At 72.2% G+C, this 23,938-nt stretch carries 19 protein-coding genes; 3 read left to right on the top strand and 16 right to left on the bottom strand.

The window, feature by feature from the left end; genetic code table 11:
- Positions 1 to 36: 36 nt before the first annotated feature.
- The 5 genes from CBOVI_RS01495 to mshA form a co-directional block, all read right to left on the bottom strand.
- Positions 37 to 729, bottom strand: a complete 693-nt coding sequence (locus CBOVI_RS01495) for a response regulator (RefSeq protein WP_010268104.1) — start codon at positions 727 to 729, stop codon at positions 37 to 39.
- A gap of 334 nt (positions 730 to 1,063) precedes the next feature.
- Positions 1,064 to 2,293 carry a sensor histidine kinase gene (locus CBOVI_RS01490; protein WP_010268106.1) on the bottom strand — a complete coding sequence of 410 codons (1,230 nt, stop codon included), beginning with the start codon at positions 2,291 to 2,293 and terminating at the stop codon, positions 1,064 to 1,066.
- 13 nt (positions 2,294 to 2,306) lie between these two features.
- Entirely contained in the window at positions 2,307 to 3,080 is a 774-nt protein-coding gene (locus tag CBOVI_RS01485; RefSeq protein ID WP_010268109.1) for a phosphoglyceromutase, read from the bottom strand.
- Positions 3,010 to 3,750, bottom strand: coding sequence for a type III secretion system chaperone family protein (locus tag CBOVI_RS10850; protein WP_221190593.1), 741 nt, complete (start codon positions 3,748 to 3,750; stop codon positions 3,010 to 3,012). Before CBOVI_RS10850 ends, CBOVI_RS01485 begins: the two co-directional genes overlap by 71 nt.
- Before the next feature lie 106 nt (positions 3,751 to 3,856).
- Positions 3,857 to 5,185 carry a D-inositol-3-phosphate glycosyltransferase gene (gene mshA, locus CBOVI_RS01475; protein ID WP_125187323.1) on the bottom strand — a complete coding sequence of 443 codons (1,329 nt, stop codon included), beginning with the start codon at positions 5,183 to 5,185 and terminating at the stop codon, positions 3,857 to 3,859.
- Positions 5,186 to 5,343: 158 nt separating this feature from the next.
- Here mshA and CBOVI_RS01470 point away from each other — a divergent pair, with 158 nt between their 5' ends.
- Entirely contained in the window at positions 5,344 to 7,080 is a 1,737-nt protein-coding gene (locus CBOVI_RS01470) for a long-chain-fatty-acid--CoA ligase (RefSeq protein ID WP_010267242.1), read from the top strand.
- A gap of 89 nt (positions 7,081 to 7,169) precedes the next feature.
- Here CBOVI_RS01470 and CBOVI_RS01465 read toward each other — a convergent pair whose 3' ends face one another.
- Positions 7,170 to 8,468, bottom strand: coding sequence for a UDP-N-acetylmuramate dehydrogenase (locus CBOVI_RS01465; RefSeq protein WP_183273737.1), 1,299 nt, complete (start codon positions 8,466 to 8,468; stop codon positions 7,170 to 7,172).
- Positions 8,469 to 8,542: 74 nt separating this feature from the next.
- Here CBOVI_RS01465 and CBOVI_RS01460 point away from each other — a divergent pair, with 74 nt between their 5' ends.
- Both CBOVI_RS01460 and CBOVI_RS01455 read left to right on the top strand, forming a co-directional pair.
- Entirely contained in the window at positions 8,543 to 9,043 is a 501-nt protein-coding gene (locus CBOVI_RS01460) for a DUF2505 domain-containing protein (protein WP_010267248.1), read from the top strand.
- Positions 9,044 to 9,101: 58 nt separating this feature from the next.
- Positions 9,102 to 9,929, top strand: coding sequence for an LmeA family phospholipid-binding protein (locus CBOVI_RS01455; RefSeq protein ID WP_125185833.1), 828 nt, complete (start codon positions 9,102 to 9,104; stop codon positions 9,927 to 9,929).
- Between the two features lie 119 nt (positions 9,930 to 10,048).
- Here CBOVI_RS01455 and deoC read toward each other — a convergent pair whose 3' ends face one another.
- The 10 genes from deoC to CBOVI_RS01405 form a co-directional block, all read right to left on the bottom strand.
- Positions 10,049 to 10,798 carry a deoxyribose-phosphate aldolase gene (gene deoC / locus CBOVI_RS01450; protein WP_010267254.1) on the bottom strand — a complete coding sequence of 250 codons (750 nt, stop codon included), beginning with the start codon at positions 10,796 to 10,798 and terminating at the stop codon, positions 10,049 to 10,051.
- A 110-nt stretch (positions 10,799 to 10,908) separates the two neighbouring features.
- Positions 10,909 to 11,202, bottom strand: a complete 294-nt coding sequence (locus CBOVI_RS01445) for a DUF2516 family protein (protein ID WP_125173053.1) — start codon at positions 11,200 to 11,202, stop codon at positions 10,909 to 10,911.
- A gap of 112 nt (positions 11,203 to 11,314) precedes the next feature.
- On the bottom strand, positions 11,315 to 12,634 hold the full coding sequence (locus tag CBOVI_RS01440) for a DUF445 domain-containing protein (protein WP_010267262.1): 1,320 nt from the start codon (positions 12,632 to 12,634) through the stop codon (positions 11,315 to 11,317).
- A 96-nt stretch (positions 12,635 to 12,730) separates the two neighbouring features.
- On the bottom strand, positions 12,731 to 13,081 hold the full coding sequence (locus CBOVI_RS01435) for a hypothetical protein (RefSeq protein ID WP_010267264.1): 351 nt from the start codon (positions 13,079 to 13,081) through the stop codon (positions 12,731 to 12,733).
- A gap of 215 nt (positions 13,082 to 13,296) precedes the next feature.
- Positions 13,297 to 14,046 (bottom strand): succinate dehydrogenase/fumarate reductase iron-sulfur subunit, encoded by a 750-nt coding sequence (locus CBOVI_RS01430; RefSeq protein ID WP_010267267.1) that lies wholly within the window; start codon positions 14,044 to 14,046, stop codon positions 13,297 to 13,299.
- Positions 14,046 to 16,082, bottom strand: a complete 2,037-nt coding sequence (locus CBOVI_RS01425) for a fumarate reductase/succinate dehydrogenase flavoprotein subunit (RefSeq protein ID WP_010267270.1) — start codon at positions 16,080 to 16,082, stop codon at positions 14,046 to 14,048. Before CBOVI_RS01425 ends, CBOVI_RS01430 begins: the two co-directional genes overlap by 1 nt.
- Positions 16,083 to 16,111: 29 nt before the next feature.
- The gene (locus tag CBOVI_RS01420) at positions 16,112 to 16,855 is read right to left on the bottom strand and encodes a succinate dehydrogenase cytochrome b subunit (protein WP_029157804.1); all 744 of its coding nucleotides are present in this window, start codon (positions 16,853 to 16,855) and stop codon (positions 16,112 to 16,114) included.
- A gap of 448 nt (positions 16,856 to 17,303) precedes the next feature.
- A complete protein-coding gene (locus CBOVI_RS01415; protein ID WP_010275051.1) occupies positions 17,304 to 20,000 on the bottom strand; it encodes a glycoside hydrolase family 65 protein in 2,697 nt (898 codons plus the stop codon).
- Between the two features lie 107 nt (positions 20,001 to 20,107).
- Positions 20,108 to 20,902: an HAD family hydrolase gene (locus CBOVI_RS01410; protein WP_010275053.1), complete on the bottom strand. Its 795-nt coding sequence runs from the start codon at positions 20,900 to 20,902 to the stop codon at positions 20,108 to 20,110.
- A 238-nt stretch (positions 20,903 to 21,140) separates the two neighbouring features.
- The gene (locus CBOVI_RS01405; protein ID WP_010275057.1) at positions 21,141 to 23,345 is read right to left on the bottom strand and encodes a malate synthase G; all 2,205 of its coding nucleotides are present in this window, start codon (positions 23,343 to 23,345) and stop codon (positions 21,141 to 21,143) included.
- Positions 23,346 to 23,938: the final 593 nt, after the last annotated feature.

Raw genomic sequence — 23,938 nt, 5'->3', positions numbered from 1 at the left:
ACCACCCCCCGCCCCGCGCGGACTGTGACCCGGGGGTCAGGCCTCGAACTTGTAGCCGAGGCCGCGCACGGTGACGAGCACCTCGGGGCGGGAGGGGTTGCGCTCGATCTTCGACCGGAGGCGCTTGACGTGGACGTCGAGGGTCTTCGTGTCCCCGACGTAGTCGGAGCCCCACACCCGGTCGATGAGCTGACCCCGGGTGAGCACGCGGCCGGCGTTGCGCATGAGGTACTCGAGGAGGTCGAACTCCTTGAGCGGCATCGGGACCTGCTCGCCGTCGACGGTGACGATGTGCCGTTCGACGTCCATGACGACGCGGTCCTCGCGGAGGACGACGCCGCTGCCCGGGTCCTCCTGCGGTTCGTTGTCCCCGCCGCGGCGGAGCACGGCCCGGATCCGGGCGATGAGCTCCCGGGCGAAGTACGGCTTCGTCACGTAGTCGTCCGCCCCGAGCTCCAGCCCCACGACCTTGTCGATCTCGCTGTCGCGGGCGGTGACCATGATGACCGGGACACTCGACCGCGCCCGGAGCTGCCGGCACACCTCGGTCCCCGACATCCCGGGGAGCATGAGGTCGAGCAGGACGATGTCGACGTGCTCCGCGTCGAAGGTGTCGAGCGCGGTCGGGCCGTCCACGGCCGTGTGCACGGTGAACCCTTCCTTCTTCAGGAGGAAGGCCAGCGGCTCGGCCAGCGATTCCTCGTCCTCGACGATGAGCACACTCGTCACGTGGTCGTGTCCTTCCGTTGTCACCCCGTGGGCGTCGCGTGGTCGCTCCGGGGAGCCGACCGCGGTCTCCGGCGGGGTGGGCGCTGTCTGCGGGCGGACGCCGCCGTCGGTGTCGCCGGACGGCGGCCGTCGTCGTTCATCATAGTGTCAGGCCCGCCGGGGAACGGCGCAACCGCTCACACGGCCCTCCCCGGCCGCCCGCCACCCCCGCCCGGCGCGGCATCCCGCCGTCCAGCCCACCGCGCACCCCGCCCGGCGCGGCGTCCCGCCGTCCAGCCCACCGCGCACCCGCCCGGCGCGGCGTCCCGCCCCCGCCCCGCCGGACGGACCCGGGTCAGTCGTCGTCGGGATCGTCGTCGTCCCCCGCACCCTCCGCGAGGACGCGCTGGTCGGGGAACACGACCTGCTCCCGTCGCCGCCCCCGGTCCTCGTGGTGCCGCGGCAGCTCGATGGTGAAGGTCGACCCCGTCCCGGGCCGGGACCACAGCGACACCCGCCCACCGTGGTTCGCGACGACGTGCTTGACGATCGCGAGCCCCAGCCCCGTGCCGCCGGTCGCCCGCGACCGCGCCTTGTCGACGCGGAAGAACCGCTCGAACACGCGCTTCTGGTCCTCCGGGGCGATGCCGATGCCCCGGTCGGTGATGCGGAGGATGACGGCGTCGTCGGTGGCCTCCCGGGAGATGGACACGGGCGTCGCCTCCGGCGAGTAGTTCACCGCGTTCGTGATGAGGTTCGCGACGGCGGTGACGAGCAGGCTCCGGTCACCCTCGACCGTCGCGCCGACGGGCCCGTCCGTCGTCAGCTCGATGCCCGCCGCCTCGGCGACGGTGCGGCACCGGGAGAGCGCGTCGGTGATGACCGTGTCGACGGAGATGATCTCCGGGTCCGGCAACGGTTCCGCCCCCTGGAGCTTCGACAGGGAGATGAGTTCCGTGATCATCGTGCCCATGCGCCGGGACTCCCCCATGAGCTTGTTGCCGAAGTAGGTCACGGCCTCCGGGTCGTCACGGACCTCGAGGAGGGTCTCGACGAGCAGCGACATCGCCCCGACCGGGGTCTTGAGCTCGTGGGAGACGTTCGCGACGAAGTCCCGGCGCGCCGACTCCATGCGCACCGTCTCCGAGTCGTCGACGGCGTAGACGACCGCGAAGCGGTGGTCCAGGAGCGTCAGCAGCTGCACCTGCCCCGCGACGGAGATGACCGGCCGCTCACCCCGCCGCTTCGGCGGCGGGAAGGTCACCATGCGCGGCTCGTGGTCGGCGAAGACCTTCCGGACCACACCCCACGCCGCCGGGTTCAGCGACCGCTCGTGGACGAGGCCGAGTTCATGGGCGCGCGGGTTGGACAGCACGACCTCCTCGCGCTTGTCCACGACGACGACGGCCGCCGGCGAGGACTGGATCGCGAAGTGGAGGACCTGCGCGACCGTCGACACCCGGTTGCCCTGGAGCTCGTCGCGCGTGCGGTCGTTCCGGCGCCGCCGGAGCCACCGGCGGACCCCGGCCGACGCCGCCGCGCCGAGCACGACCCCCACGACGAGGCCGACGGTAAGAAGGAGCACGGGGTCGCCGGACCTACTTCCCGCCCTGGGCGGCCACGGCCGCGGCACCGGCGGCGGCGGCCTCCGGGTCCAGGTACTCGCCACCCGGGGTGAGCACGGACCCGTCGGCGTCGACCCGGTAGACGAGCGGGATGCCCGTCGGGATGTTGAGCCCCGCGATGTCCTCGTCGGAGATGCCGTCGAGGTGCTTGACGAGGGCGCGCAGGGAGTTGCCGTGGGCGGCGACGAGCACCGTCTCACCGGCGGCGAGGCGCGGCGCGATCTCCGCCTCGTAGTAGGGCACGAGCCGCTCGACGACGTCCTTCAGGCACTCCGTCGCCGGGACCTCGTCGAGGTCCGCGTAGCGCGGGTCGTCCGCCTGCGAGTACTCGGCCCCGACCTCGAGCGCGGGCGGCGGGGTGTCGTAGCTGCGACGCCACGCCATGAACTGCTCCTCGCCGTACTTCTCCTTCGTCTCGGCCTTGTTCAGCCCCTGGAGCGCACCGTAGTGACGCTCGTTGAGCCGCCAGTCGCGGACGACGGGGATCCACAGCCGGTCGGCCTCGTCGAGGGCGAGGTGCGCGGTCGTGATCGCCCGGCGCAGGAGCGAGGTGTAGAGGACGCCGGGGGTCAGCCCGGCCTCGCGGATGAGGGCGCCGCCGCGACGGGCCTCCTCGCGGCCCTGCTCGGTGAGCGCGACGTCGACCCAGCCCGTGAACTGGTTCGACGCGTTCCACTCACTCTGGCCGTGGCGGAGGAGGATGAGGGTTCCGGCGGTGCCGCTGGTCTGTCCGGTCGTGTCGTTCATGGCTCCATCCTGCCATGTCCGGCACCGGGCGCTCAGCCGCGGCGGCGGCCGCCTCCCCCGGGCGACCCCGGGCGGCCCCGGGTGTCCCCGGGTCAGGCGGTGGGGGGCGTCGGCGCCCCGGCACCCGGCGTCCGGGGCGCGGCGGACCCGGGGGCTGCGGAGGTGTGGTCGTCGTCCCCTCCGACGCCGGCCCCCCGTGACCGTCCGGCGCGAGCCTGCCGAAGGCCGCGAGGTTCCGGGTGGACTCCCCCCGGTCGAGGCGCCACTCCCACTCCCGGCGGATCGACGTCTCGAACCCCCGCTCGAGGATGCTGTTGAAGTCCCCGTCGGCGAGCTCGAGGATCTGGCCGAGGATGCGCTGGATGTCGTCCGGGCCGGTGGTGTCGCTGAACTGGCCGACGAGGTAGATGTCGTTGTTGTTGTCCAGCGTGTAGTGGACGCCGAACGCCTTGCGGTTGTGCTGGAGCAGCAGCCGGTAGACGTCGGCGTGGGCCTCCTCGACCGCGCGGCAGACGAAGGCCTCGACGCGGAACATACCGGTCTGGGGGATGAGGAGGACGTTCGTCTTCAGCCGCTTCTCGCCGGGGAGGACGACGACGGCGTTGCCGCCCGCCTCCGTGTACTCGACGTCGGCGCTGTCCAGCAGCGAGGTGAGCTGTGCGAGATCCATGCCGTCGAGCCTACCCACCGGCGTCGGTGGGGCGCAGCGGCCGCCGCTCCCGCCGGCACGGGGGACGCGCACCCGGCGCGGGGGACGCGCACGCCCGGCGGCCGCGTCAGTCCACGGGCGTGCCCGACGGCCGCCGGTCGTCCGGGTGCCCGTGGCTCCCCGCCGTGACGGCCTCCGCGTACAGGTGCTCGAGCCGCCGGGCCGTCGTCGTCCAGCTGAACCGCGCGGCGTGCGCCGGGGCCCGCTCCCCCATCTCGATGCGCCGTTCATCGTCGACGACGAGCGCCTCCAGGGCGTCGGCCCACTCCGCCGGGTCGTGGCCGTCGACGAGCACCCCGCTGACCCCGTCGTCGACCGCCATCGGCAACCCCCCGACGCGCGCGGCGACGACCGGCGTGCCCGACGCCTGCGCCTCCAGCGCGACGAGCCCGAACGTCTCCGTGAAACTCGGCACCGCGACGATGTCCGTCGCCCGGTAGATCGCCACGAGCTCCTCCGGCGGCCGGGGCGGCAGGAACCGCACGGCCCCGGCGATCCCGAGCGACCGGGCGAGGTCGTGCAGCTCGTCGGGCCGGGCCAGCCCGGACCCCGACGGCCCGCCGCACACGATGACCCGGATGTTCTCCTCCGGGTGCCGACGGATCACCTCGGCGGCCGCGCGGAGCAGCACGTGCGGGCCCTTGAGCCGTTGCAGCCGCCCGATGAACCCGATGACCTTCGCCCGCATGGGGATGCCGAGTTCGCGGCGGCAGCGTTCCGTCGCCCGGTCGGTGCCGGGGGTGAACCGCTCGACGTCCGCCCCCGGGGGGACGACCCGGATGCGGGAGGCGTCGGCGTCGTACCCGGCGACGAGCGACCGCACCTCGTCGTCGGTGTTGACGACGAGCATGTCCGCGTTGTCGACGATCTGCTGCTCGCAGATGCGCCGGGACTCCGGCTCCGGGGTGTCCCCGTCCGCGAGCGAGAGGTTCTTCATCGCCGCCCACGTGTGCCCGGTGTGGACGAGCGGGATCTGCCACAAGTCCCGCAGCAGCCAGCCGACCTGGCCGGACAACCAGTAGTGCGAGTGGATGAGGTCGTAGCCGTGCCCGTCGCACGCCCCGCCGAGGACCGCGCTGCCCCGGGCGTCGGCCTCCCCCGACCGGCGGACGAACGCGAGGACCGACCCGGTGAACGCGGCGAGCTGCGTCGGCAGGGCCTCCTTCGGCAGACCGTCGAACGGACCGGCCACGCAGTTGACGACCCGGAACCCCGGCATGACCTCCACGACCTCCCCCTGCGAGCCCCGCGTCGCCCGGGTGAAGACGTCGACCTCCACGCCGTCGCGGACGAGCTGTTCGGCGGTGCTGCGCACGTAGACGTTCATCCCCCCGGCGTCACCGACCCCCGGTTGTTCCAGGGGCGAGGTGTGCATGGAGATCATCGCGACGCGCATGCCGCCCGATTCTAGGCACAGCCGGCCCCCACCGCTCGCGGCCATTCCCGCCCCGGGAGGGGCGGACCCGGCCTATCATCTGCTCACCACACGCCGCCCGGGTCGCGGCCGGTCCGCCGGCCCTCCCCGTTCCGGGCCCGATCCCCGGGAGAGCCCCCGTGACCGAACCGACCGCATCCGCCGCCCGCGACCGTGCGTGGCTGTCCGCCTACGCGCCGTGGACCCCGCCCACCCTGGACTACCCGGACAGGACGTTGACGGACCTGTTCACCGCCACGGTCCGCGACCACGGCGACCGCACCGCGACCGAGTTCTTCGGCGCATCCCTCACCTACCGGCGGCTCGGCCGGCTCGTCGACGAGGCCGCCGAGGGCCTCCGCCAGCTCGGCGTCGGCCCCGGCGACCGGGTCGCGGTGATCCTGCCGAACTGCCCGCAGCACCTCGTCGTCATCTACGCGGTGCTCTCCCTCGGCGCGACCGTCGCCGAGCACAACCCCCTCTACACCGCCGCGGAGCTGCGGCACCCCTTCACCGTCCACGGCGCGACGGTCGCCGTGACGTGGGACCGCGGCACGGAGCTGTGCCGCGCCCTCACCCGGGACACGCCGCTGCGCACGATCGTCACGGTCAACGTCATCGACGACATGCCGCCCCTCACCCGGCTCGCCCTCCACCTGCCGGTGCCCGCCCTCCGGGAGAAGCGCCGGCAGCTCCACGCCCGCGAGCGCGGCACGCTGACGTTCCGGCAGCTCCTCGCGGCGGGCCGGCGGTCCCTCGCCGCCGCGGGCGGGCAGCGGCCGGGCCCCGGCCCGACCCCGGACTCGGAGGCGCTCATCCTCTTCACGTCCGGCACGACCGGGGTGCCGAAGGGCGCGCCGCTGTCGCACCGCAACATCGTGACGAACATCATCCAGGGTCAGGCGTGGATGCCGGGGATGGACGGCTCCCGGGAGTTGTCGATCCTCGCGGTCCTGCCGCTGTTCCACGTGTACGGGTTCACGCTCACCGCGGGGCTCGGGGTCGCGGCGGGCGGCACGCTCATCATGCTGCCGAGCCCGGACCCGGCGCTCATGACCGGGCTGCTGCGGAAGCGGACCCCCACGTACATGCCGGGCGTCCCGACGCTGTACTCGCGGGTCCTCGACGCCGCCGACGCGGAGGGCGTCGACCTCAGCGGCATCGAGTTCGCCCTGTCGGGGGCCGCCGCCCTGCCCGTCCCCGTGACCCGCCGCTGGGAGGAGCACACCGGCGGGCGCATCGTCGAGGGCTACGGCCTGACGGAGACCGGCCCGGTGCTCGCGGCGAACCCGTTCACGGACGACCGGCGGGCGGGGTACGTCGGCGTGCCGTTCCCGGACACGGAGCTGCGCATCGGCGACCCGGAGGACCTCTCGCGGACCCTGCCGGACGGTGAGCCGGGCGAGCTCCTCGCCCGGGGTCCACAGGTCTTCGCCGGGTACCTCGACCTGGCGGAGGAGGAGCAGCCGTTCCACGACGGCTGGTTCCGCACGGGCGACATCGCCGTCATGGAGCCGGACGGGTTCATCCGGATCGTCTCGCGGCTCAAGGAGATGATCATCACCGGCGGGTTCAACGTCTACCCGGCGGAGGTGGAGAAGGAGCTGGTCGCGCACCCGGACATCGCCCGGGCGGCGGTCGTGGGGGTGCCGCGGGAGGACGGGTCGGAGGAGGTCACCGCCGCCGTCGTCCTCGCCGAGGGGGTCGGGCGGGGGTCGGTTGACGACGCCGCCCTGCGCGCGTGGCTCAAGGAACGGCTCACCCCCTACAAGGTGCCGCGCCGGTTCGTCGTCGTCGACGACCTCCCCTCGGACCTCATCGGCAAGGTGCGCCGCCGGGAGGTGCGGGACCTCGTCACGGGCACGGCGGACGACTGAGCGGGCCGCGCGGGGCGGTCACCGCGCGGCGGTGGTCACGCGGCGGCGGGGATCACCGGGCGGCAGGCGTCACCCGCCCGCGGCAGGGATCACCGCGCGGCGGGGTCGTCGAGCGTGACCCCGACCCACACCGGCTCCGGCTCCAGGGTGACCCCGAACGCCGCGCGCACCCCGTCGCGGACCGCCCGGGCGAGCTCGACGATGTCGGCCGACGTCGCCCCGCCCCGGTTCGTCAGGGCGAGCGTGTGGCGGGTCGACAGCCCGGCGCGGTCGTTGCCGGGGACGTGCCAGCCCCGGGGGAAGCCCGCGCGGTCGATGAGCCACGCAGCGGAGAACTTGTAGCGGGGGGTGCCCGCGGCGGGGGCGTCCGTCGGGACCGTTCCTGACGCGCCGGGACCACCCGCCGCCGCGACCGGGCGGTCCGTCGCCGCCGAGACCCCGGCGGCGTAGCACGGGACGGCCGCGGCCTCCGCGTCACCGCACCGCTCGCGCACCCGGGCGATGACCGCGTCCCGGGCCGCGTCCCCGACGACGACGGGGTTCGTGAAGAACGACCCGGCCGACCACGTGTCGTGGTCGTCGGGGTCGAGGACCATGCCCTTGCCCCGGCGGAGGTCGAGCACGGCCTCGCGGACCTCGGCGACCGGCCGGCGGGCCCCGTCGCCCGCGTCGGCGGCGGCGTCGGCGTCCACCCCGAGCCGCCGGGCGAGCTCCCCGAAGCGCAGTGGCAGGCTCAGCCCGTCGGTGCGGAGGGTGAACTCCACCTCGGTGACGACCGCGCGGCCCGTGAACTTCAGGTTGGAGTGGCGGTAGCCGAGGTCGAGGTTCTCCGGTCCGACCCACCCCGACCGGCCCGTCGTCCGGTCGTGGAGGTGCACGCGGGACAGCGTCTGGGAGACCTCCGCCCCGTACGCGCCGACGTTCTGCACCGGCGTCGCCCCGACCGACCCCGGGATGCCGGACAGGCACTCCAGCCCGCCGAGGCCCTCCGCGACCGTCCGGGCCACGAGGTCGTCCCACGTCACGCCGGCGAACGCGCGGACGGTCCCGGTCCGGCGGTCGACGGTCACGTCCCCGCCGGCGGCCCCGCCGGCCGGGTCACCGGGCGCGGGGGCGTCCGCGCCGGGGAGGCGTGCGTCGTCCCCCGTCGTCACGAGCACGACGACGAGCCCGCCGACGTCCTCCCCGACGACGAGGTTCGACCCCCCGCCGACGACGAGCACGTCCCGGCCCGCGGCGTCGAGATCACGGACGACCGCGGCGACCGCCTCCGGCGTCGTGCACGCGACGGTCGCGGCCGGGGTACCCCCGGTGCGCAACGTCGTCAGGTGGGCGAAATCGGTGGCGACGATGTGCGCTCCCTGCGGCAGGCCGTGTCCGGCGTGCAGCCACGGCGGACCAGGCGTGGGTGAACCGGCGTCATGCGATGAGTGTGTCACGCCGACCACGGTAGTCTGTCCGCATGACAACTCACACCGAGAACACCGCCACCGTGACCCACCCGGTCGAGACCGTCCACGCGACGCTGCGCGACCGCGGCTACTGGGAGTTCGAGACCGCCCACCTCACCGAGGAGCCGGGCGAGGTCGCCTCGTTCACGGACGGCGAGACTGTCACGGTCGTGCTCAACGAGCTGCTGCCCGCGGCGTCGCTGCCGAACGCCGTGCGCTCGATGGTCCCGCAGGGGCTGAAGACGGTGCGCACCGTCACCGTCGGCCCCCTCACCGACGGCACCGCCGAGGGCACCACCGCGACGGAGATCACCGGCGCGCCGGTGGCCTTCTCGGCCGACACGACGCTCCGGGGGGAGGGGGACTCGACGACCCTCACCGCGCGGTCCGAGGTCACCGTGAAGATCCCGCTCATGGGGTCGAAGATCGAGGGCAAGATCGCCGGCGCCCTCGGCGAGGTCGTCGAGGGCCAGGCGGCGCTCATCGCCCGGTACATCGCCGGCGAGCGCTGACCACCCCTCCGCCTGCGCCGTCTGGCGTCGTCCCGGGGTTTCCGGGACACTGGACGGGGTGAGTACCAGACACCGAACGTCCAGGGGATCCACCGCCGTCAAGGTCGTGGTGGGTCTCATCCTCGTCCTCATGATCGTCGTCGCCCTCGCCGAGGTCGGCGTGCGCATGTACCTGCGGCACGAGGTCACCGACCGTTTCACCGAGGCCGCCCGGGAACGTGGCGTCACGGTGCGGGAGGACCCGAACGTGTCCTTCGGCACCTCACCCGTCATCGTCGGCCTCCTCGGCGGCCGGGTGTCGCGGATGACCCTCGACCTGCCCGACGCGCTGAGCACCAGCTACACGGACAACGACCGGTCGCGGCCCGTCGTCGAGGGCACGCCCCCGGCGCACATCGACCTCCGCGACGTCACGACCCGGGGTGACGACACCGTCGCCGGGTCGCTCGACCTCACCTCGACGATCCCGACGACCATGCTCCTCTCCCAGATCCAGAAGGCCGTCGGCGACGCGACCGGGGGCGGCGGGGCCGCCGGCCTCATCAGCGTCACCGACGTCCGCCCCGACCCGGCGGGCAACGCCCTCGACATCGAACTGTCCGGGGGCCTCGCCACCGTCTCCATGTCCCCGGAGATCGACGACCGCTCGCTGACCTTCGACGTCGCCGGCGCGAAGATCCTGGGGGTGGACCTGCCGCCGAGCGTCGTCGAGTCCCTGTCCGGGGCCCTCGACCAGACCATCGCGGAGAACCAGGGCTTCGAGTTCCGCTCGGCGACGGTCACCGACGCCGGCCTCGACGTCGACATGCACGGCACCGACGTCAACCTCAGCGACATCAGCGAGGCCGCCTCGATCACCGGCACCGACGGGGACGCCCGGCGCTGACCCCCGCCGGGGTGGGGCGGCCCGTCACCGGCACCCGGGGAGCGCCCGGGGCCCCGCTCAGTCCGGCCCTCCCCGCCCCCGGGGCCGCCCGCTGCCTGCTCAGTCCGGCTCAGTCCGGCTCAGTCCGGCGCGCCGGCGAGGATCGGCCGCGGGGCGGAGACGCCGAGGCGCGTCGCCCCGGCCTCCACCATCGCGACCGCCGTGGCCCAGTCCCGGATCCCCCCGGACGCCTTCACCCCGAGCACCCCGCCGACCTCCTCGGCCATGATCCGCACGGCCTCCACCGTCGCGCCGCCGGCCGGGTGGAACCCCGTCGACGTCTTGACGAAGTCCGCGCCCGCCGTCCGGGCGGCCCGGCACGCGGTCCGCAGCTGCTCCTCGGTGAGCAGCGCCGACTCGACGATGACCTTGAGCACGACGGGGAACGGCACCGCCTCGCGCACCGTCACGATCTCGCTGACCATCGCGTTCATGTCCCCGGCCACGGCGTTGGCGAGGATGATGACCATGTCGATCTCGTCCGCGCCCTGCTCGACCGCGAACCGGGCCTCCGTCGCCTTGACGAGGCTCTGGTGCGCGCCGGAGGGGAAGCCGACGACGGTCGCCACGCGCACCGGCGGCACGGCCGTCGCGCCGGCGGGGTCCGGGGACGTCCCGGCCGTCGGGGAGGCGGCGTCGTCCCCCTGACCGGGACCCGCCCACCGCAGCGGGAGCATCGACGGCGACACGCACACCGCACCGCAGCCGAGGTCGACGGCGGTGCGTTGGAGGGAGCGGACGTCGTCGCGCGTGGCCTGGGGGGTGAGGAGGGTCGCGTCCATGAGGCTCGCGACACGGTCGCGGGTGAGGGGTGAGATCATGCCGCCCATCGTAACGGCCCGCCCCACCGGCGACGACGGGCCGCGCGGGGCCGGGCTCGTGCGCGGCTCGTGCGGGGCCGGGCGGGAGGGGGTCGACGACGGAACCACCCGGCGGCCGGTCAGGAGAGCAGGTCGCGGACCGCGGGGCGGACGTCCTGCCAGTAGACGCCGAGGATGACCGGCACGACGATCCAGATGAACGGGATGCCGAGGATGAAGATGTTGAGCAGCAGCGCGACGGCGGACCCGGCGAGCAGCATGACCCACGTCTGCTTCGAGCGGTCGATGACCGTGAAGGCGTCGTCCCGCGTGACGGCGCACTGCACCGCGCCCCCGACGGCGAGGACGAGGAAGAACAGCTGCAGTACCTGCGTGAACCACGTCACGACGAGGGTGATCATGTAGGGGTTCATGCCGGACATGCTATCCGGTCCGCGCGGTGCCGGTCACGCGGCGGCCCGGGACGGGCGCGGGATCGGCGCGGTGCCGGTGCGCGACGGGCGCGGGGGGCCGGCGCGGTGGCGGTCACACCAGCGAGAACACGGCCTGGGAGACCGTGTAGATCACCAGGCCGGCGAGCGCCCCGACGACCGTGCCGTTGACGCGGATGAACTGCAGGTCCTTGCCGACCATGAGCTCGATCCGGTCCGACGCCTCGTCCGCGTCCCACCGCTCGACGGTCTCGCCGATGATGCCGGTGACCTCGCCGGCGTAGTTCTCCGCGAGGTACGCCGCCCCGCCGACGATGCGGGACTCCAGCGACGCCCGCAGGTCGGCGTCGGTGCGCACCCGGCCCGCGACGTCCGTGGTCCACCGCACGATCCGCCGGCGGAGCAGCGACTCGGGGTCGCGGGCCATGTCCGTGAGGACGACGCGCGCCCGCTCCCACAGCCGCCCGGGCAGCGCCCGGACCGGGGCGGACTCCATGACCTCGTTCTTCAGCCGCTCGACGCGCCCGATCATCGCGGGGTCGTGCTGGAGGTCGTCCGCGAGCTGCCGGAGGAACCGCCGGAGCGCCCGCCGGGCCTCGTGGTCCGGGTTGCGACGCACGTCCGCGGTGAACTCCACGAGCTCCCGGTACACCCGGGCGCCGACGAGCTCGCGGACGAACCGCGGGGCCCACGCGGGGGTGCGCTCGTCGAGGAGGCGGACGACGAGGTCCTCGCTCGCCCGGGCGCGCTCGTCGAGCCACACGACGACGGCGTCGACGACCGGCTCCGTCCGCCCCTCCTCGATGAGCTGCCCGAGCCCCCGGCCGAGGGGCGGGGCCCACTCCGGTTCCGTGACGGAGTCGACGACGAACGCCCGGATGACCTGCTCGACGTCCGCCGGGTCGAGGCCGGTGACGACGACGTCGATGAGCTTGCCGGCCTCCGCGGATACCCGCTCCGCTCCCCCGCCGTCGAGCACCCAGTCCGCCGCCCGTTCCGGGATCCGGGCCTGCCGCAGCTTCTCCGAGATGAGGGTCGCGTTGAGGAAGTTCTCCCCCACGAACTCGCTGAGCGCGTGGCCGACCTGGTCCTTCTTCCGGCGGATGATCGCCGTGTGCGGGATGGGGATGCCGAGCGGGTGGCGGAACAGCGCGGTGACCGCGAACCAGTCGGCGAGCGCGCCGACCATGCCGGCCTCCGACGCGGCGCGGACGTACCCGGTCCACGCGCCGTCCTGGCCGCGCGCCTCGAGGTAGCGGCACACGAGGTAGATGACGGTCGCGAGGACGAGGAGCCCGGTCGCGACGGCCTTGTGGCGGCGGAGGTCCCGGCGGCGGCTGCGCTCGGTCTCCGGGTCCGCCCCGGGTAACGGGACGGCGGGCTGGGGTGGCGTGGTGTGCTCTGCGGTGCTCATCACCGGCCAGTATCCCACGGGCCCGGGAACGACGGACGCCACGGACCCCGCATCGCGGGGGCCGTGGCGCTGACGTCCGGTGGCGGTCGGCGGATCCTAGTGGATGCGGCCGGTCCGCTTGACGTACTTCTTGTAGTCCCGGCGGCCCAGGTGGACGAGGAAGAACCCGCCGAAGAGGAAGACGAGGGCACCGACGACGCCGACGACGAGGAACGTGTCCGCGGCGTCGTTCTGGTCGTAGACCTTCGTCGCGAGGCCGAAGACGATCGTGCCCCAGAACGCGAGCGACGCGAGGATGGACGCCGCACCGAGCCAGGTCAGCACCCGCGTGAGCGAGGTGTGCGGGGAGTCGAAGCTGGAGGGGACGTAGCCGTCCAGGTAGGCCGGTTCACCGGCGAACTGTGCCTCCCGGTCGACGGGTTCAGCGACTGCTGCGTGCGCGGACATCTTCTCCTCTTTCTCCTGAGGTGGGTCTCTCCCGGGGTGGGGTCTCCCGGGGTGCGGGGCTCGGGTGCCGACGGGGCCGCCCGGGCAGTCACCCGGTTGTCTCCAGCTTAGCCGCCGTGGTGACGGGCAGGAACTCGACAGCCGGGACGGGCCGTCCGCACGCCCCCGTCAAGGGGCGGCGGGGGCGTGGGACGGGGTGGCGGGGGCCGTCGTGACTAGTCGTCCTTGCCGCGGAAGGCGGCGCGGGCGCGCTCCTTCGTGATCGCGGCGACGGCGGTGAGCGGGATGCCGGCCGGGCAGACGTCGGCGCACTCCCCGAAGAGGGAGCAGTGGCCGAAGGTGCCCTCGACCTCGTCGACCATCTTGCGGGCGCGGCGCCCGCGCTCCTCCCGGCCCATCGGGGACAGGGTGAGGTGGACGAGCTTCGCACCGGTGAACAGGTGCGCCGCACCGTTCGGGCAGGCGGCGACGCACGCGCCGCAGCCGATGCACGCGGCGTGGTCGAGCGCGAGCTCGGCGTCGCTGTGGTTGACGAGGAGGCTGTCGGCGTCCGGGGCCGTCCCGGCCATGACGGAGACGAAGCCGCCCTGCTCCATGACGCGGTCGAGCGCGGACCGGTCGACGACCATGTCCTTGACGACGGGGTACGCGGCCGAGCGCAGCGGCTCGATCTTGATCGTGTCCCCGTCGCTGAAGCTCAGCAGGCGCTGCTGGCAGGCGGGCTTGTTCTTGTCCGGGCCGTGCGGGCGGCCGTTGATGGTCAGGCCGCAGGTGCCGCAGATGCCCTCGCGGCAGTCGGAGGCGAAGGCGAAGGGCTCCCGGCCCTCCTCGACGTACCGGTTGTTGACGTGGTCGAAGAGCTCCAGGATGGACATCTGCTCCGCGGCGTCGGGAACGTCGACGGACTCGAAGTGACCCTCGGTGTTCGGGCCCGCCTGACGCCAGATCTCAAGATGCAGTTTCATTACTTGTAATTCCTTGTCATCAGCGGGATGCGGTCGAAGTACAGCGGCTCGGAGTGGCGGATGAAGCGGTTCTCGCCGTCCGACTGCCACGCGGAGACGAAGCACCAGTTGTCGTCGTCACGCTGGGCCTCGCCGTCCTCGGAGAGGTGGTCGTCGCGGTAGTGGGCGCCGCACGACTCGTCACGGTCGAGGGCGTCGACGCACATGAGCTCGCCGAGGTCGAGGTAGTCCGCGACCCGGTTGGCGTACTCGAGCGTCTGGTTCATCTCGTCGGTGCCGCCGGGGATGCGGAGGTTCTCCCAGAAGTCCTTGCGGAGCGCCCGGATCTTCTCGATGCCGTCCCGCATGTCCTCGACGTTGCGGGCGACGCCGCAGGAGAAGTACAGGATCTCACCGAGCTGGCGGTGGTAGTACTCCGGGCCGTGCGGGTTGTCGCCGCGGATGTTCATGAGCCGGTCGATCCGGGCCTGCGCCCGGTCGAGCGCGGCCTTCGCCTGCGGGGACTCCGGGTCCGGGACCGGGGTGCCGAGCAGCGGGGCCAGGTAGTTCGGGACCGTGAACGGGAGCGTGAACCAGCCCTCGACGGACGACGAGAGCAGCGAGTTCGCGCCGAGGCGGTTCGCGCCGTGGTACATCCACGAGGACTCGCCGGAGCAGAACAGGCCGGGCACGGACGTCATCTCGTTGAAGTCCGTCCACAGGCCACCCATCGTGTAGTGGCACGTCGGGGCGATCCGCATCGGCGTCTCGTAGGCGTTCTCGCCGATGGCCTCCTCGTACATCTGGATGAGGTTGCCGTAGCGCTCGCGGATCGTGTCCTTGCCGAGGCGGTTGATCGCGTCGCCGAGGTCCAGGTACACGGAGTTCTTCTTCGGACCGACGCCGTAGCCCGCGTTGATCTGCTGGGCGTTCGCGCGGGACGCGATGTCGCGGGGCACGAGGTTGCCGAACGCCGGGTAGCGGCGCTCGAGGAAGTAGTCCCGCTCGTCCTCGGGGATGTCCTTCGGGTCCCGGTCGTCGCCCTTCTTCTTCGGCGTCCAGATCCGGCCGTCGTTGCGGAGGGACTCCGACATGAGGATCGTCTTCGACTGCCAGTCGGAGTTCACCGGCAGGCCCGTCGGGTGGAACTGCACGAAGGACGGGCTGGCGAGGTAGGCCCCGCGGTCGTAGGCGCGCATGATCGCCGAGGCGTTGGAGTTCTTCGCCAGGGTCGACATGTGGTACACGTTCCCGTACCCGCCGGTGGCGAGGACCGTCGCGTGGCCCGTGTGGACCTTCAGCTCACCGGTGATGAGGTTGCGCATGACGGCACCCTCGCACACGCCGTCGTCGTTGACGACGAGGTCGACGAGCTCGTTGTGGGTGAAGATCTCGACGTTGCCCGCGCCGATCTGGCGGTACAGGGCCGACGTCGTCGCCAGCTGGAGCTGCTGGCCCGTCTGGCCCCGGGTGTAGTACGTGCGGGACACCTGCACGCCACCGAAGGACCGAGTGGCGAGCGTGCCGCCGTACTCGCGGGAGAACGGGGCGCCGATGGCGTTCATGTGGTCGATGACCTTCGGCGACTCCATGGCGAGCCGCCAGCAGTCGTTCTCCCGGCAGCGGTAGTCGCCGCCCTTCACCGTGTCCTTGGTGTGGAGGTACGTGCTGTCGTTGTCGAGCTTCTTGCCGCGCGACGAGTTCACGCCGCCCTGCGCGGCGATGGAGTGCGCACGCCGGGGGCTGTCGTGGTACGTGAAGACCTTGACGTCGTAGCCGAGCTCACCGAGCGCGGCGGCCGCGGCACCACCGGCGAGGCCGGTGCCGATGATGAGGACCCGGAACTTCCTCCGGTTCAGCGGCGACACCATGCCGAAGTGCTCCTTGGCCCACTGCCACTGGTGCTCCTGGCTCACGTCGTGCGGGGCGTTGTCCTTGAGGACCTTGCCGACGGTCACGCCGTCGACCGAGGACTCCGGCGCGGTGAACGCCGCGACGGCCTCGTCGTAGTTGAAGTCCGCCGTCTGGTTGTGCGGATGCTGGGTAACTTCGCTCATGTTCTCTTCTCCTCAGTGGCGCGCGTGCTCTAGCCGACGAGCCCGGTCATGACGGACAGCGGGATCGAGATGTTGCCGATCATGACGACGGCCGGGAGCAGGTAGGCCACCCACAGCATGACCTGGCGCGTCCGGTGCCCGGTGATGCCGAGGTCCGAGGTCGCGGTCCAGATGCCGTGCGTCAGGTGCATGAACAGGATGAGCATGCACAGGATGTAGAAGATCGCCACCACGGGGCGGTCGAACGAGGCGACGAGGTTGGCGTAGGCCTGCCCGTGCTCGAAGACGTCCGACGCCGCCGGCTTCGCGCCGATCGTGAGGTCGAGGATGTGGAAGATGATGAACAGCAGGAGGACGAACCCGGTCACGAGCATCGTCCGGCCCGTGAACGTGTTCCACGTCTTCTGCATGTTGCTGCGGCGGAACCGGCCGCGCGAGCGGTGCGACCGGCCGGTGAGCGCGAAGGCGCACCAGATGTGGAGGATGAGCGCGATCAGCAGGACCGCGCGCGCGATCCACAGCAGCCCCTCACGCGGGACCAGCGGCGCGCCGACCTCCCGGAGGAAGTCCGCGTAGGCGTTGAAGTGTTCGGCCCCCGTGTAGACCTTCAGGTTGCCGATCATGTGGACGAGGACGAACAGCGCGAAGATCACGCCCGTCACGGCCATCGTGATCTTCATCGCCCACGTGGGGAAGCCCGGCTGTGTCCGCAGCGGGCTGGTGTTGATCTTTCCGTGCTCTATTGCGTCACGGTCGTCGTAAGTAACAGTCATGGCACCTCCAGTGTCATAGACACTGTACGACCACCCGGCTGTGACCTACTACTCGGACCCCGGGGACGTGAAAAATGTCACAGGGGGTGAATCGGGCTCATGGACGACCCCGCGGCCGTCACCCCCGCCGTCCACCCGCGCCACTCCGCCGCACAACGCGGTGACCTGCACAGACACCCCTCCCGACCTGCCCTCCACGCGCGGACGGCAGGCGTGGTAAGGCTAACGTAACCAGCGTCAGTTGCCCCCGCCGCAGCCACCCCCGTCCAGAGGTGACACCCCCTCACCGGGAGCCACCCCCAGGACAGTGACCTGTGTCACACCCGGTGCCCCGCCGGGCGGCGGCTGGCGCAGCCGGGCAGCGCCGGACCGCACCCGCCGCACCCGCCGCACCCGCCGCACCCGCCGCACACGGCGACCCGCCGGGCCGTGCCCCCCCCGGCCGGGCTCACTCCCCGCGGTGCACCGTCACGGAGTCGTAGCCCCGCGTCCCCCGCGGTTCCACCGGGTCACCGCAGCCCGTCGGCACGTCCCCGCGACCGCGCCGGACGGCGTCGGTCCCCGAACAGTCCGCACCGTCACAGTCCAGGCGGGTCTCCCCCCGGACCGTGACCGGCTCCGCCCCGACGATGACCTCCTGACCGCAGACCCACAACGGGCCGACCCGGTGCCCGCCCGCCACGACGACGAGCTCCACCTCGCCCTCGCGGACCGTCACCCGGATGCGGCACCCGTGGAGGGTGACGACGAAGCTGATCTCCTCCCACTCCTCCGGCAGCCGGGGGTCGATGCTGAACTGCCCGTAGTGGTCCCGGAACCCGCCGAACCCGGAGACGAGCGCGCTCCACACCCCGCCGCACGACGCGATGTGCACGCCGTCGGCCGTGTTGCCGTGGAGGTTCGCCAGGTCCACGAACAGCCCCCGGGTGAAGAAGTCCATCGCCTTCTGCTGGTAGCCCAGCTCCGCGGCCATGATGGACTGGACGACGGCGGACAGCGTCGAGTCCCCCGTCGTCAACCGGTCGTAGTAGTCGTAGTCGCGGCGCTTGACGTCCGTCGTGAACTCCTGCCCCTGGAGGAACAGCGCGAGGACGACGTCGGCCTGCTTGAGCACCTGGTACCGGTAGATCGTCAACGGGTGGTAGTGCAGCAGCAGCGGGCGCTTCGGCGTGCCGTCCGGGTCGTCGAGGTTCCACACCTGGCGGCGCATGAACTGGTCGTCCTGCGGGTGGATCCGCCGCTCCCCGTTGTAGGGCACGTACATGCGGTCCGCGGCCGCCGCCCACCGGCGCAGCTCCGCGTCGGAGAGACCGGCCCGCCGGCACAGGTCGTGGTAGTCCTCCGGCCGGTCACGGCGCATCTGCTGGACGACCGCCTCGGCGACGCGGAGGTTGTACTGCGCCATGACGTTCGTGTACAGGTTGTTGTTCACCACGGTCGTGTACTCGTCCGGGCCGGTCACGGAGTGGATCTCGAAGCGCCCGTCCTCCCCGGTGAAGAAGCCGAGGGACATCCAGAACCGGGCGGTGCCGACGAGGATGTGGATGCCCTCGTCGAGGAGGAAGTCGACGTCCCCGGTGGCGTAGACGTACTTCATGAGCGCGTACGCGATGTCCGCGTCGATGTGGTACTGCGCCGTCCCGGCCGCGTAGTACGCGCTGGACTCCCGCCCGTTGATCGTCCGCCACGGGAACAGCACGCCGTCGTGCGACAGTTCCCGCGCCCGGTCCCGCGCGGCCTCGAGCATCTGGTAGCGGAACCGCAGGGCGTTCCGGGCGTACTGGGGGTTGGTGTAGCTGAGGAACGGCATGACGTACACCTCGGTGTCCCAGAAGTAGTGGCCGCCGTACCCGGACCCGGTCACCCCCTTCGCCGGCACGCCCTGCGTCTCGGCCCGGGCGGAGGCCTGGGCGAGCTGGAAGATGTTCCACCGCACGGCCTGCTGGATGGCCGGCTGCCCCGTGACCTGCACGTCGGAGCGCTCCCAGAACTCGGCGAGCCACTCCGCCTGGTCGTCGACGAGGGTGCTGAACCCCACGTCCTTCGCCCGGTTCACCGTCCGCGCGCACCGGAAGGCCAGCTCCTCGGCGGAGACGTGCCGCGACGAGTGGTACGCGACGAACTTCTCCAGCCGCAGCGTGAGCCCCTTCGTGCCCTTGAGGTGGTAGACCACGTCCGCGACGTCCTCGGAGACGTGGGTGCTCACCTCCACCCCGACGTCCGCCGCGTCGCCGCCGTCCGGGGTCCGCACGTCGAGGACGTGGTCCATCGTGCAGGCCACGGTCATCCCGGACCGCCGCACCCGGTAGCCGAGCGTCGCCCGGTCCGGTGTCGGCTGGGACTGGTAGGAGGGGGTGTAGACCCGGCCGCGCAGCCGGGCGCCCTTCCGCGGGTCGTCGTCGGCGTCGTCGCCGTCACCCGGGGCCCCGGCCGCGGGGTCGACGTCCGCCCCGGCGGGGACGTCGGGGAACTCGCTGACCCCGTCCTGCCGGTTGAGGATCTGGGAGGAGACGACGATCGCCGCATCGCTGTCCAGCAGCTCCACCTCGAGCGACATGAGGGCCAGGTGCCGCTCCTGGAAGGACACCATGCGCTCCGTGGAGACCCGGACGCGCTTGCCGGCCGGCGTGAGCCAGATGAAGCTCCGCCGGAGCACGCCCTCCCGGAAGTCGATCCCGCGGCTGTAGTCCTCCACCTCGGCGTTGCCCAGTCGGAGGGGTTCGTCGTCGATGTAGAGCCGCATGGCCTTGGCGTCCGGGGCCTGGATGATGGACTGCCCCTCGCGGGCGAGCCCGTAGGCGTCCTCGGCGTGCTCGATGGCCCACGTCTCGTGGAGGCCGTTGATGAACGTGCCGTGGTTGTCCGTGTCCCGGCCCTCGGGCGGGTTCGCGCGCATCCCGAGGTAGCCGTTGCCGAGCGCGAAGATGGTCTCCGACACCCCGAGCGGCGTGCGCTGCGGTTTCGTCTCCCACCACCCCCACTCGGTGACGGGGTTGTTCTCCCGGTCGATGAGGCGACGCGGGTCGATGTCGTGGTGGTGGGAGTCCGCGCGGAAGCCCTCCGGGACGAGGGTGCCGTCCTCGCAGTCGATGGGCTCGGTCCGGCGGGCGACGAGGAAGTCCTCGGGGTCGTCCTTCACACTCATGGAGTCGGGGTCCTTCCTGGTTGACGTCTCACTGCGCCCCTCGGCGACTGACCGCAGCTGAGGTTACCGGGTGACGGGCCCCGGCACCTCACCGAGGTCAGGGGCCGTCACGGTTCGACGAGCCGGGCGAGGTCGGGGACGACGACGTCCGCCCCCGCGGCGCGCAGCGCCTCCGCCCCGGCCCCCCGGTCCACGCCGACGACGAGCCCGACGTCCCCCGCCCGACCGGCGGCCACCCCCGACGTCGCGTCCTCGACGACGACGGCCGCCCCCGGCTCGACCCCGAGCTCCCGGGCGGCGTGGAGGTACGTGTCCGGCGCGGGCTTGCCGGCGAGGCCCTCCCGGGCCGCGACCTCCCCGTCGACGACGAGCTCGAACCGGTCGAGCAGCCCCGCGGCGCGCAGCACCCGCCGCGCGTTGCGCGACGAGCTCACGACCGCGACGCGCACGGCCCGGGTGTCCGCGCCGTCCTCGAGCGCGTCGAGCAGCCGGACGGAGCCCGGGTAGGGCGTGATGCCGGCGTCGAGCAGCCGGAGGAACTCGCGGTTCTTCCGCAGCCCGAGGCCGACGACCGTGTCGTCCTCCGGGGAGTCCTCCCCCTCCTCCCCCGCGTCCGCGCGGTCGTGGGGCAGGGTGATCCCCCGGGAGGCGAGGAGGGAGGCGACCCCCTCCGTCCGGCTGCGCCCGTCGAGGTGGTCGAAGTAGTCCTGCTCCGAGTACGGGTCCACGCCCCGGTCGGCGAGCACGTCGGTGAACATCGCGCGCCAGGCGTCGCGGTGGAGGTCGGCGGTCGGGGTGATGACGCCGTCGAGGTCGAAGAGCACCGCGCGGTAGTCGCTGAGCGTCACCTCCTCCGCGGAGCGGGGGGTGGTCCGGGACGGGAGTCGGCCGGTGTCCGGCATGGGGGCCTCCGGGTGGTGGGGACGGTTCGGTCCGGCCACGGCAGGTGCCGTCGCCGCGGTCCCCATCGTAGGGTTCCGCGCCGCCGTCCGCCGCCCGGGCGGGGCGGGTGGCCCCCGACGCACGTCGGCCCCGGTCGCCCCCACCGCGGACGGTGGTGGGCGCCGGGGCCGGGTGGCCGTGTCAGGCGGTGGCCGGCGGCCGGGTCAGCCGGGTCAGCCGCGTCAGCCGCGTGGCCGGTCAGGCGATGCCGTTCTTCTCCTTGAACTCACGCCGGCGGGCGTGGAGGATCGGCTCGGTGTAGCCGGAGGGCTGCTCGGTGCCCTTGAGGATGAGGTCCTTCGCCGCCTGGAACGCGACCGAGGCGTCGAAGTCCGGGGCCATGTTCCGGTAGGCGTCGTCCCCGGCGTTCTGGCCGTCGACGACCGCGGCCATGCGCTGGAGGGACTCCATGACCTGCTCCTCGGTGACGACGCCGTGGCGGAGCCAGTTCGCGAGGTGCTGGGAGTTGATCCGGCAGGTCGCGCGGTCCTCCATGAGGTCGATGTCGTGGATGTCCGGGATCTTGGAGCAGCCGACGCCCTGCTCGACCCAGCGGACGACGTACCCGAGGATCGACTGGCAGTTGTTGTCGACCTCCTCCTTGATCTCCTCCGGCGACCACGTGGCGTCGCCCTCGCCGGCCGCCGGACCGGCGACCGGGACCGTGAGCAGGGCCGGGTCCGTGTCGCGGCGGCCGTCGGCCCGGAGCTTCTCCTGGACGGCGAAGACGTCGACGAGGTGGTAGTGCGTCGCGTGGAGCGTCGCACCCGTCGGCGAGGGCACCCACGCGGTGGAGGCACCCTGCTTCGGCTGACCGATCTTCTCGGTGAGCATGTCGGCCATGAGCTCGGTCTTCGCCCACATGCCCTTGCCGATCTGCGCCTTGCCCGGCAGGCCGTGCTCGATGCCGGCGTCGACGTTCTTGTCCTCGTAGGCCAGCATCCACGGGGCGGTCTTCATCTCGCCCTTGCGGATCATCGGGCCGGCGACCATCGAGGTGTGGATCTCGTCACCGGTCCGGTCGAGGAAGCCGGTGTTGATGAAGGCCAGGCGGTCCGGGGTCGCGGCGATGCAGGCGTCGAGGTTCGCCGACGTGCGGCGCTCCTCGTCCATGAGGCCGACCTTGAGGGTGTGGCGCGGCAGCTTGAGCAGGTCCTCGATGTCACTGAACAGCGCGTCGGTGAAGGCCACCTCGTCGGGGCCGTGCTGCTTGGGCTTCACGATGTAGATCGAGCCGGTGCGGGAGTTGCGCCGCTCGTTGGCCTCGTCGAGACCCGGGATCGCCGCGGCGGCCGTGATGACGCCGTCCATGATGCCCTCGAAGATCTCCTCGCCGTCGGCGTCGAGGATCGCCGGGTTCTGCATGAGGTGGCCGACGTTGCGGACGAACAGCAGCGAGCGGCCGTGGAGGCGCAGCTCCCCGCCCTCGCGGTCGGTGTACACCCGGTCGTCGTTGAGCCGGCGGGTGAAGGACTTCCCGCCCTTGCTGATCTCCTCGGTGAGCTCACCGGTGTTGAGGCCGAACCAGTTGGAGTAGCCGAGGGTCTTGTCCGTCGCGTCGACGGCCGCGACCGAGTCCTCGAAGTCCATGATCGTCGAGACCGCGGACTCCATGAGGATGTCCTTGACGTGGGCCTTGTCGTCCTTCCCGACGGGGTGCTCCGGGTCGATCTGGATCTCCAGGTAGAGCCCGTTGTGGCGGAGGAGGATGCCCTCCGGGTCCGCCACGTCCCCGCGGTAGCCGGCGTAGACCTGCGGCTCGCGCAGCGGCACCTCGGTGCCGTCGACCGTCGCGGTGAACTGGCCGGACTCCACGGAGTAGCGGGTGACGTCCCGGTGGGACCCGGACTCCAGCGGCAGCGCCTTGTCGAGGAAGTCACGGCCCCACTCGATGACCTTGTCGCCGCGGACCTTGTTGTACCCGGTGCCCTTCTCCTGGCCGTTCTCCTCGGAGATGGCGTCGGTGCCGTAGAGGGCGTCGTAGAGGGAGCCCCACCGCGCGTTGGCGGCGTTGATCGCGAACCGGGCGTTGAGCACCGGGACGACGAGCTGCGGGCCGGCGGTCTCGGAGATCTCCCGGTCGACGTTCGCCGTGCGGATCTCGAAGTCCTCCGGGCGGTCGACGAGGTAGCCGATCTCCTTGAGGAAGGCCGTGTACTCCTCCGGGTCCTGGGCGCCCCGGTGGTCGGCGTACCAGGTGTCGAGGGTCTGCTGGAGCTCGTCACGGCGGGCGAGCAGCTCCCGGTTGCGCGGGGTGTGGCGGGCGACGATCTCGCCGAAGCCGTTCCAGAACGCCTCGGCGTCGAGGCCGATGCGCGGCAGGAGGGTGCCGTTGACCCACTCGTGGAGGGTGGTGGCGACCTGCAGTCCACCTGCTGTCACGCGGTCCGTCTGCTGTGTCATGGAAAAACTCCTTCGCTGTGCGGTCGTCGCCCGGCCGGCGGGGATCCCGTCAGGGACCGCTGACGTTCCCTGGCGGCGGGTGCGGGCGGGGGGCGTGCGCACCACGGGTGGCGCGGCGGACGCACCCGACCCGACGAGCCGGATTCACCGTTCAGCGTAGGTGACCTGAGTCACCGGCGCCACGACATCCGCCCCCACCCGACACCGCATCACCCCCACTCCTCCACCTGAACCGGAAAGCACACGGCCCGTGGCCGACCGGTACGACAGCAGATGTTCTGCCCCGGGGACGCCGTATCATTCCAGCGTGAGAGGCAGATCACACGGTGATTCCCTTTCAGGGTCGACCGGTGTCATTTCTACGACAAACATTAATGAATCCTACCCCCGACGGCATGAACTTCTCCCCGACCCTTTGACGTGCCGTTTTCCCCCTGTAGATTTGAGGTCGACGATCCGACCCTCCCGCGTCCGGCCTGTCGCGCCGGCCGCCGGCCGTCGTCCACCTGACGGCCCCGGTCACCGCCGCGGCCACCGCGACGGCGACGGTGCCCCCGTTCCCCCCGATCGGGCGGTACCGCCGACGTTCCCCG

Origin of the sequence: Corynebacterium bovis DSM 20582 = CIP 54.80, from assembly GCF_030408615.1 — a bacterium.
GTDB classification, from domain to species: Bacteria; Actinomycetota; Actinomycetes; order Mycobacteriales; family Mycobacteriaceae; genus Corynebacterium; species Corynebacterium bovis.
The sequence above is the reverse complement of the archived record's forward strand: the minus strand, read 5'-3'. Positions and strand labels throughout refer to the sequence as shown.

Excerpts from the sequence above, each read along its gene's own strand:
- CBOVI_RS01415 (WP_010275051.1), bottom strand. The coding sequence starts at position 20,000 with ATGAGTGTGAAGGACGACCCCGAGGACTTCCTCGTCGCCCGCCGGACC.
- CBOVI_RS01435 (WP_010267264.1), bottom strand. The coding sequence starts at position 13,081 with ATGTCCGCGCACGCAGCAGTCGCTGAACCCGTCGACCGGGAGGCACAG.
- CBOVI_RS01410 (WP_010275053.1), bottom strand. The coding sequence starts at position 20,902 with ATGCCGGACACCGGCCGACTCCCGTCCCGGACCACCCCCCGCTCCGCG.
- CBOVI_RS01405 (WP_010275057.1), bottom strand. The coding sequence starts at position 23,345 with ATGACACAGCAGACGGACCGCGTGACAGCAGGTGGACTGCAGGTCGCC.
- CBOVI_RS01425 (WP_010267270.1), bottom strand. The coding sequence starts at position 16,082 with ATGAGCGAAGTTACCCAGCATCCGCACAACCAGACGGCGGACTTCAAC.
- CBOVI_RS01445 (WP_125173053.1), bottom strand. The coding sequence starts at position 11,202 with ATGAACCCCTACATGATCACCCTCGTCGTGACGTGGTTCACGCAGGTA.
- CBOVI_RS01485 (WP_010268109.1), bottom strand. The coding sequence starts at position 3,080 with ATGAACGACACGACCGGACAGACCAGCGGCACCGCCGGAACCCTCATC.
- mshA (WP_125187323.1), bottom strand. The coding sequence starts at position 5,185 with ATGCGCGTCGCGATGATCTCCATGCACACCTCGCCCCTGGAACAACCG.
- CBOVI_RS01460 (WP_010267248.1), top strand. The coding sequence starts at position 8,543 with ATGACAACTCACACCGAGAACACCGCCACCGTGACCCACCCGGTCGAG.
- CBOVI_RS01420 (WP_029157804.1), bottom strand. The coding sequence starts at position 16,855 with ATGACTGTTACTTACGACGACCGTGACGCAATAGAGCACGGAAAGATC.
- deoC (WP_010267254.1), bottom strand. The coding sequence starts at position 10,798 with ATGGGCGGCATGATCTCACCCCTCACCCGCGACCGTGTCGCGAGCCTC.
- CBOVI_RS10850 (WP_221190593.1), bottom strand. The coding sequence starts at position 3,750 with ATGGATCTCGCACAGCTCACCTCGCTGCTGGACAGCGCCGACGTCGAG.
- CBOVI_RS01440 (WP_010267262.1), bottom strand. The coding sequence starts at position 12,634 with ATGAGCACCGCAGAGCACACCACGCCACCCCAGCCCGCCGTCCCGTTA.
- CBOVI_RS01430 (WP_010267267.1), bottom strand. The coding sequence starts at position 14,046 with ATGAAACTGCATCTTGAGATCTGGCGTCAGGCGGGCCCGAACACCGAG.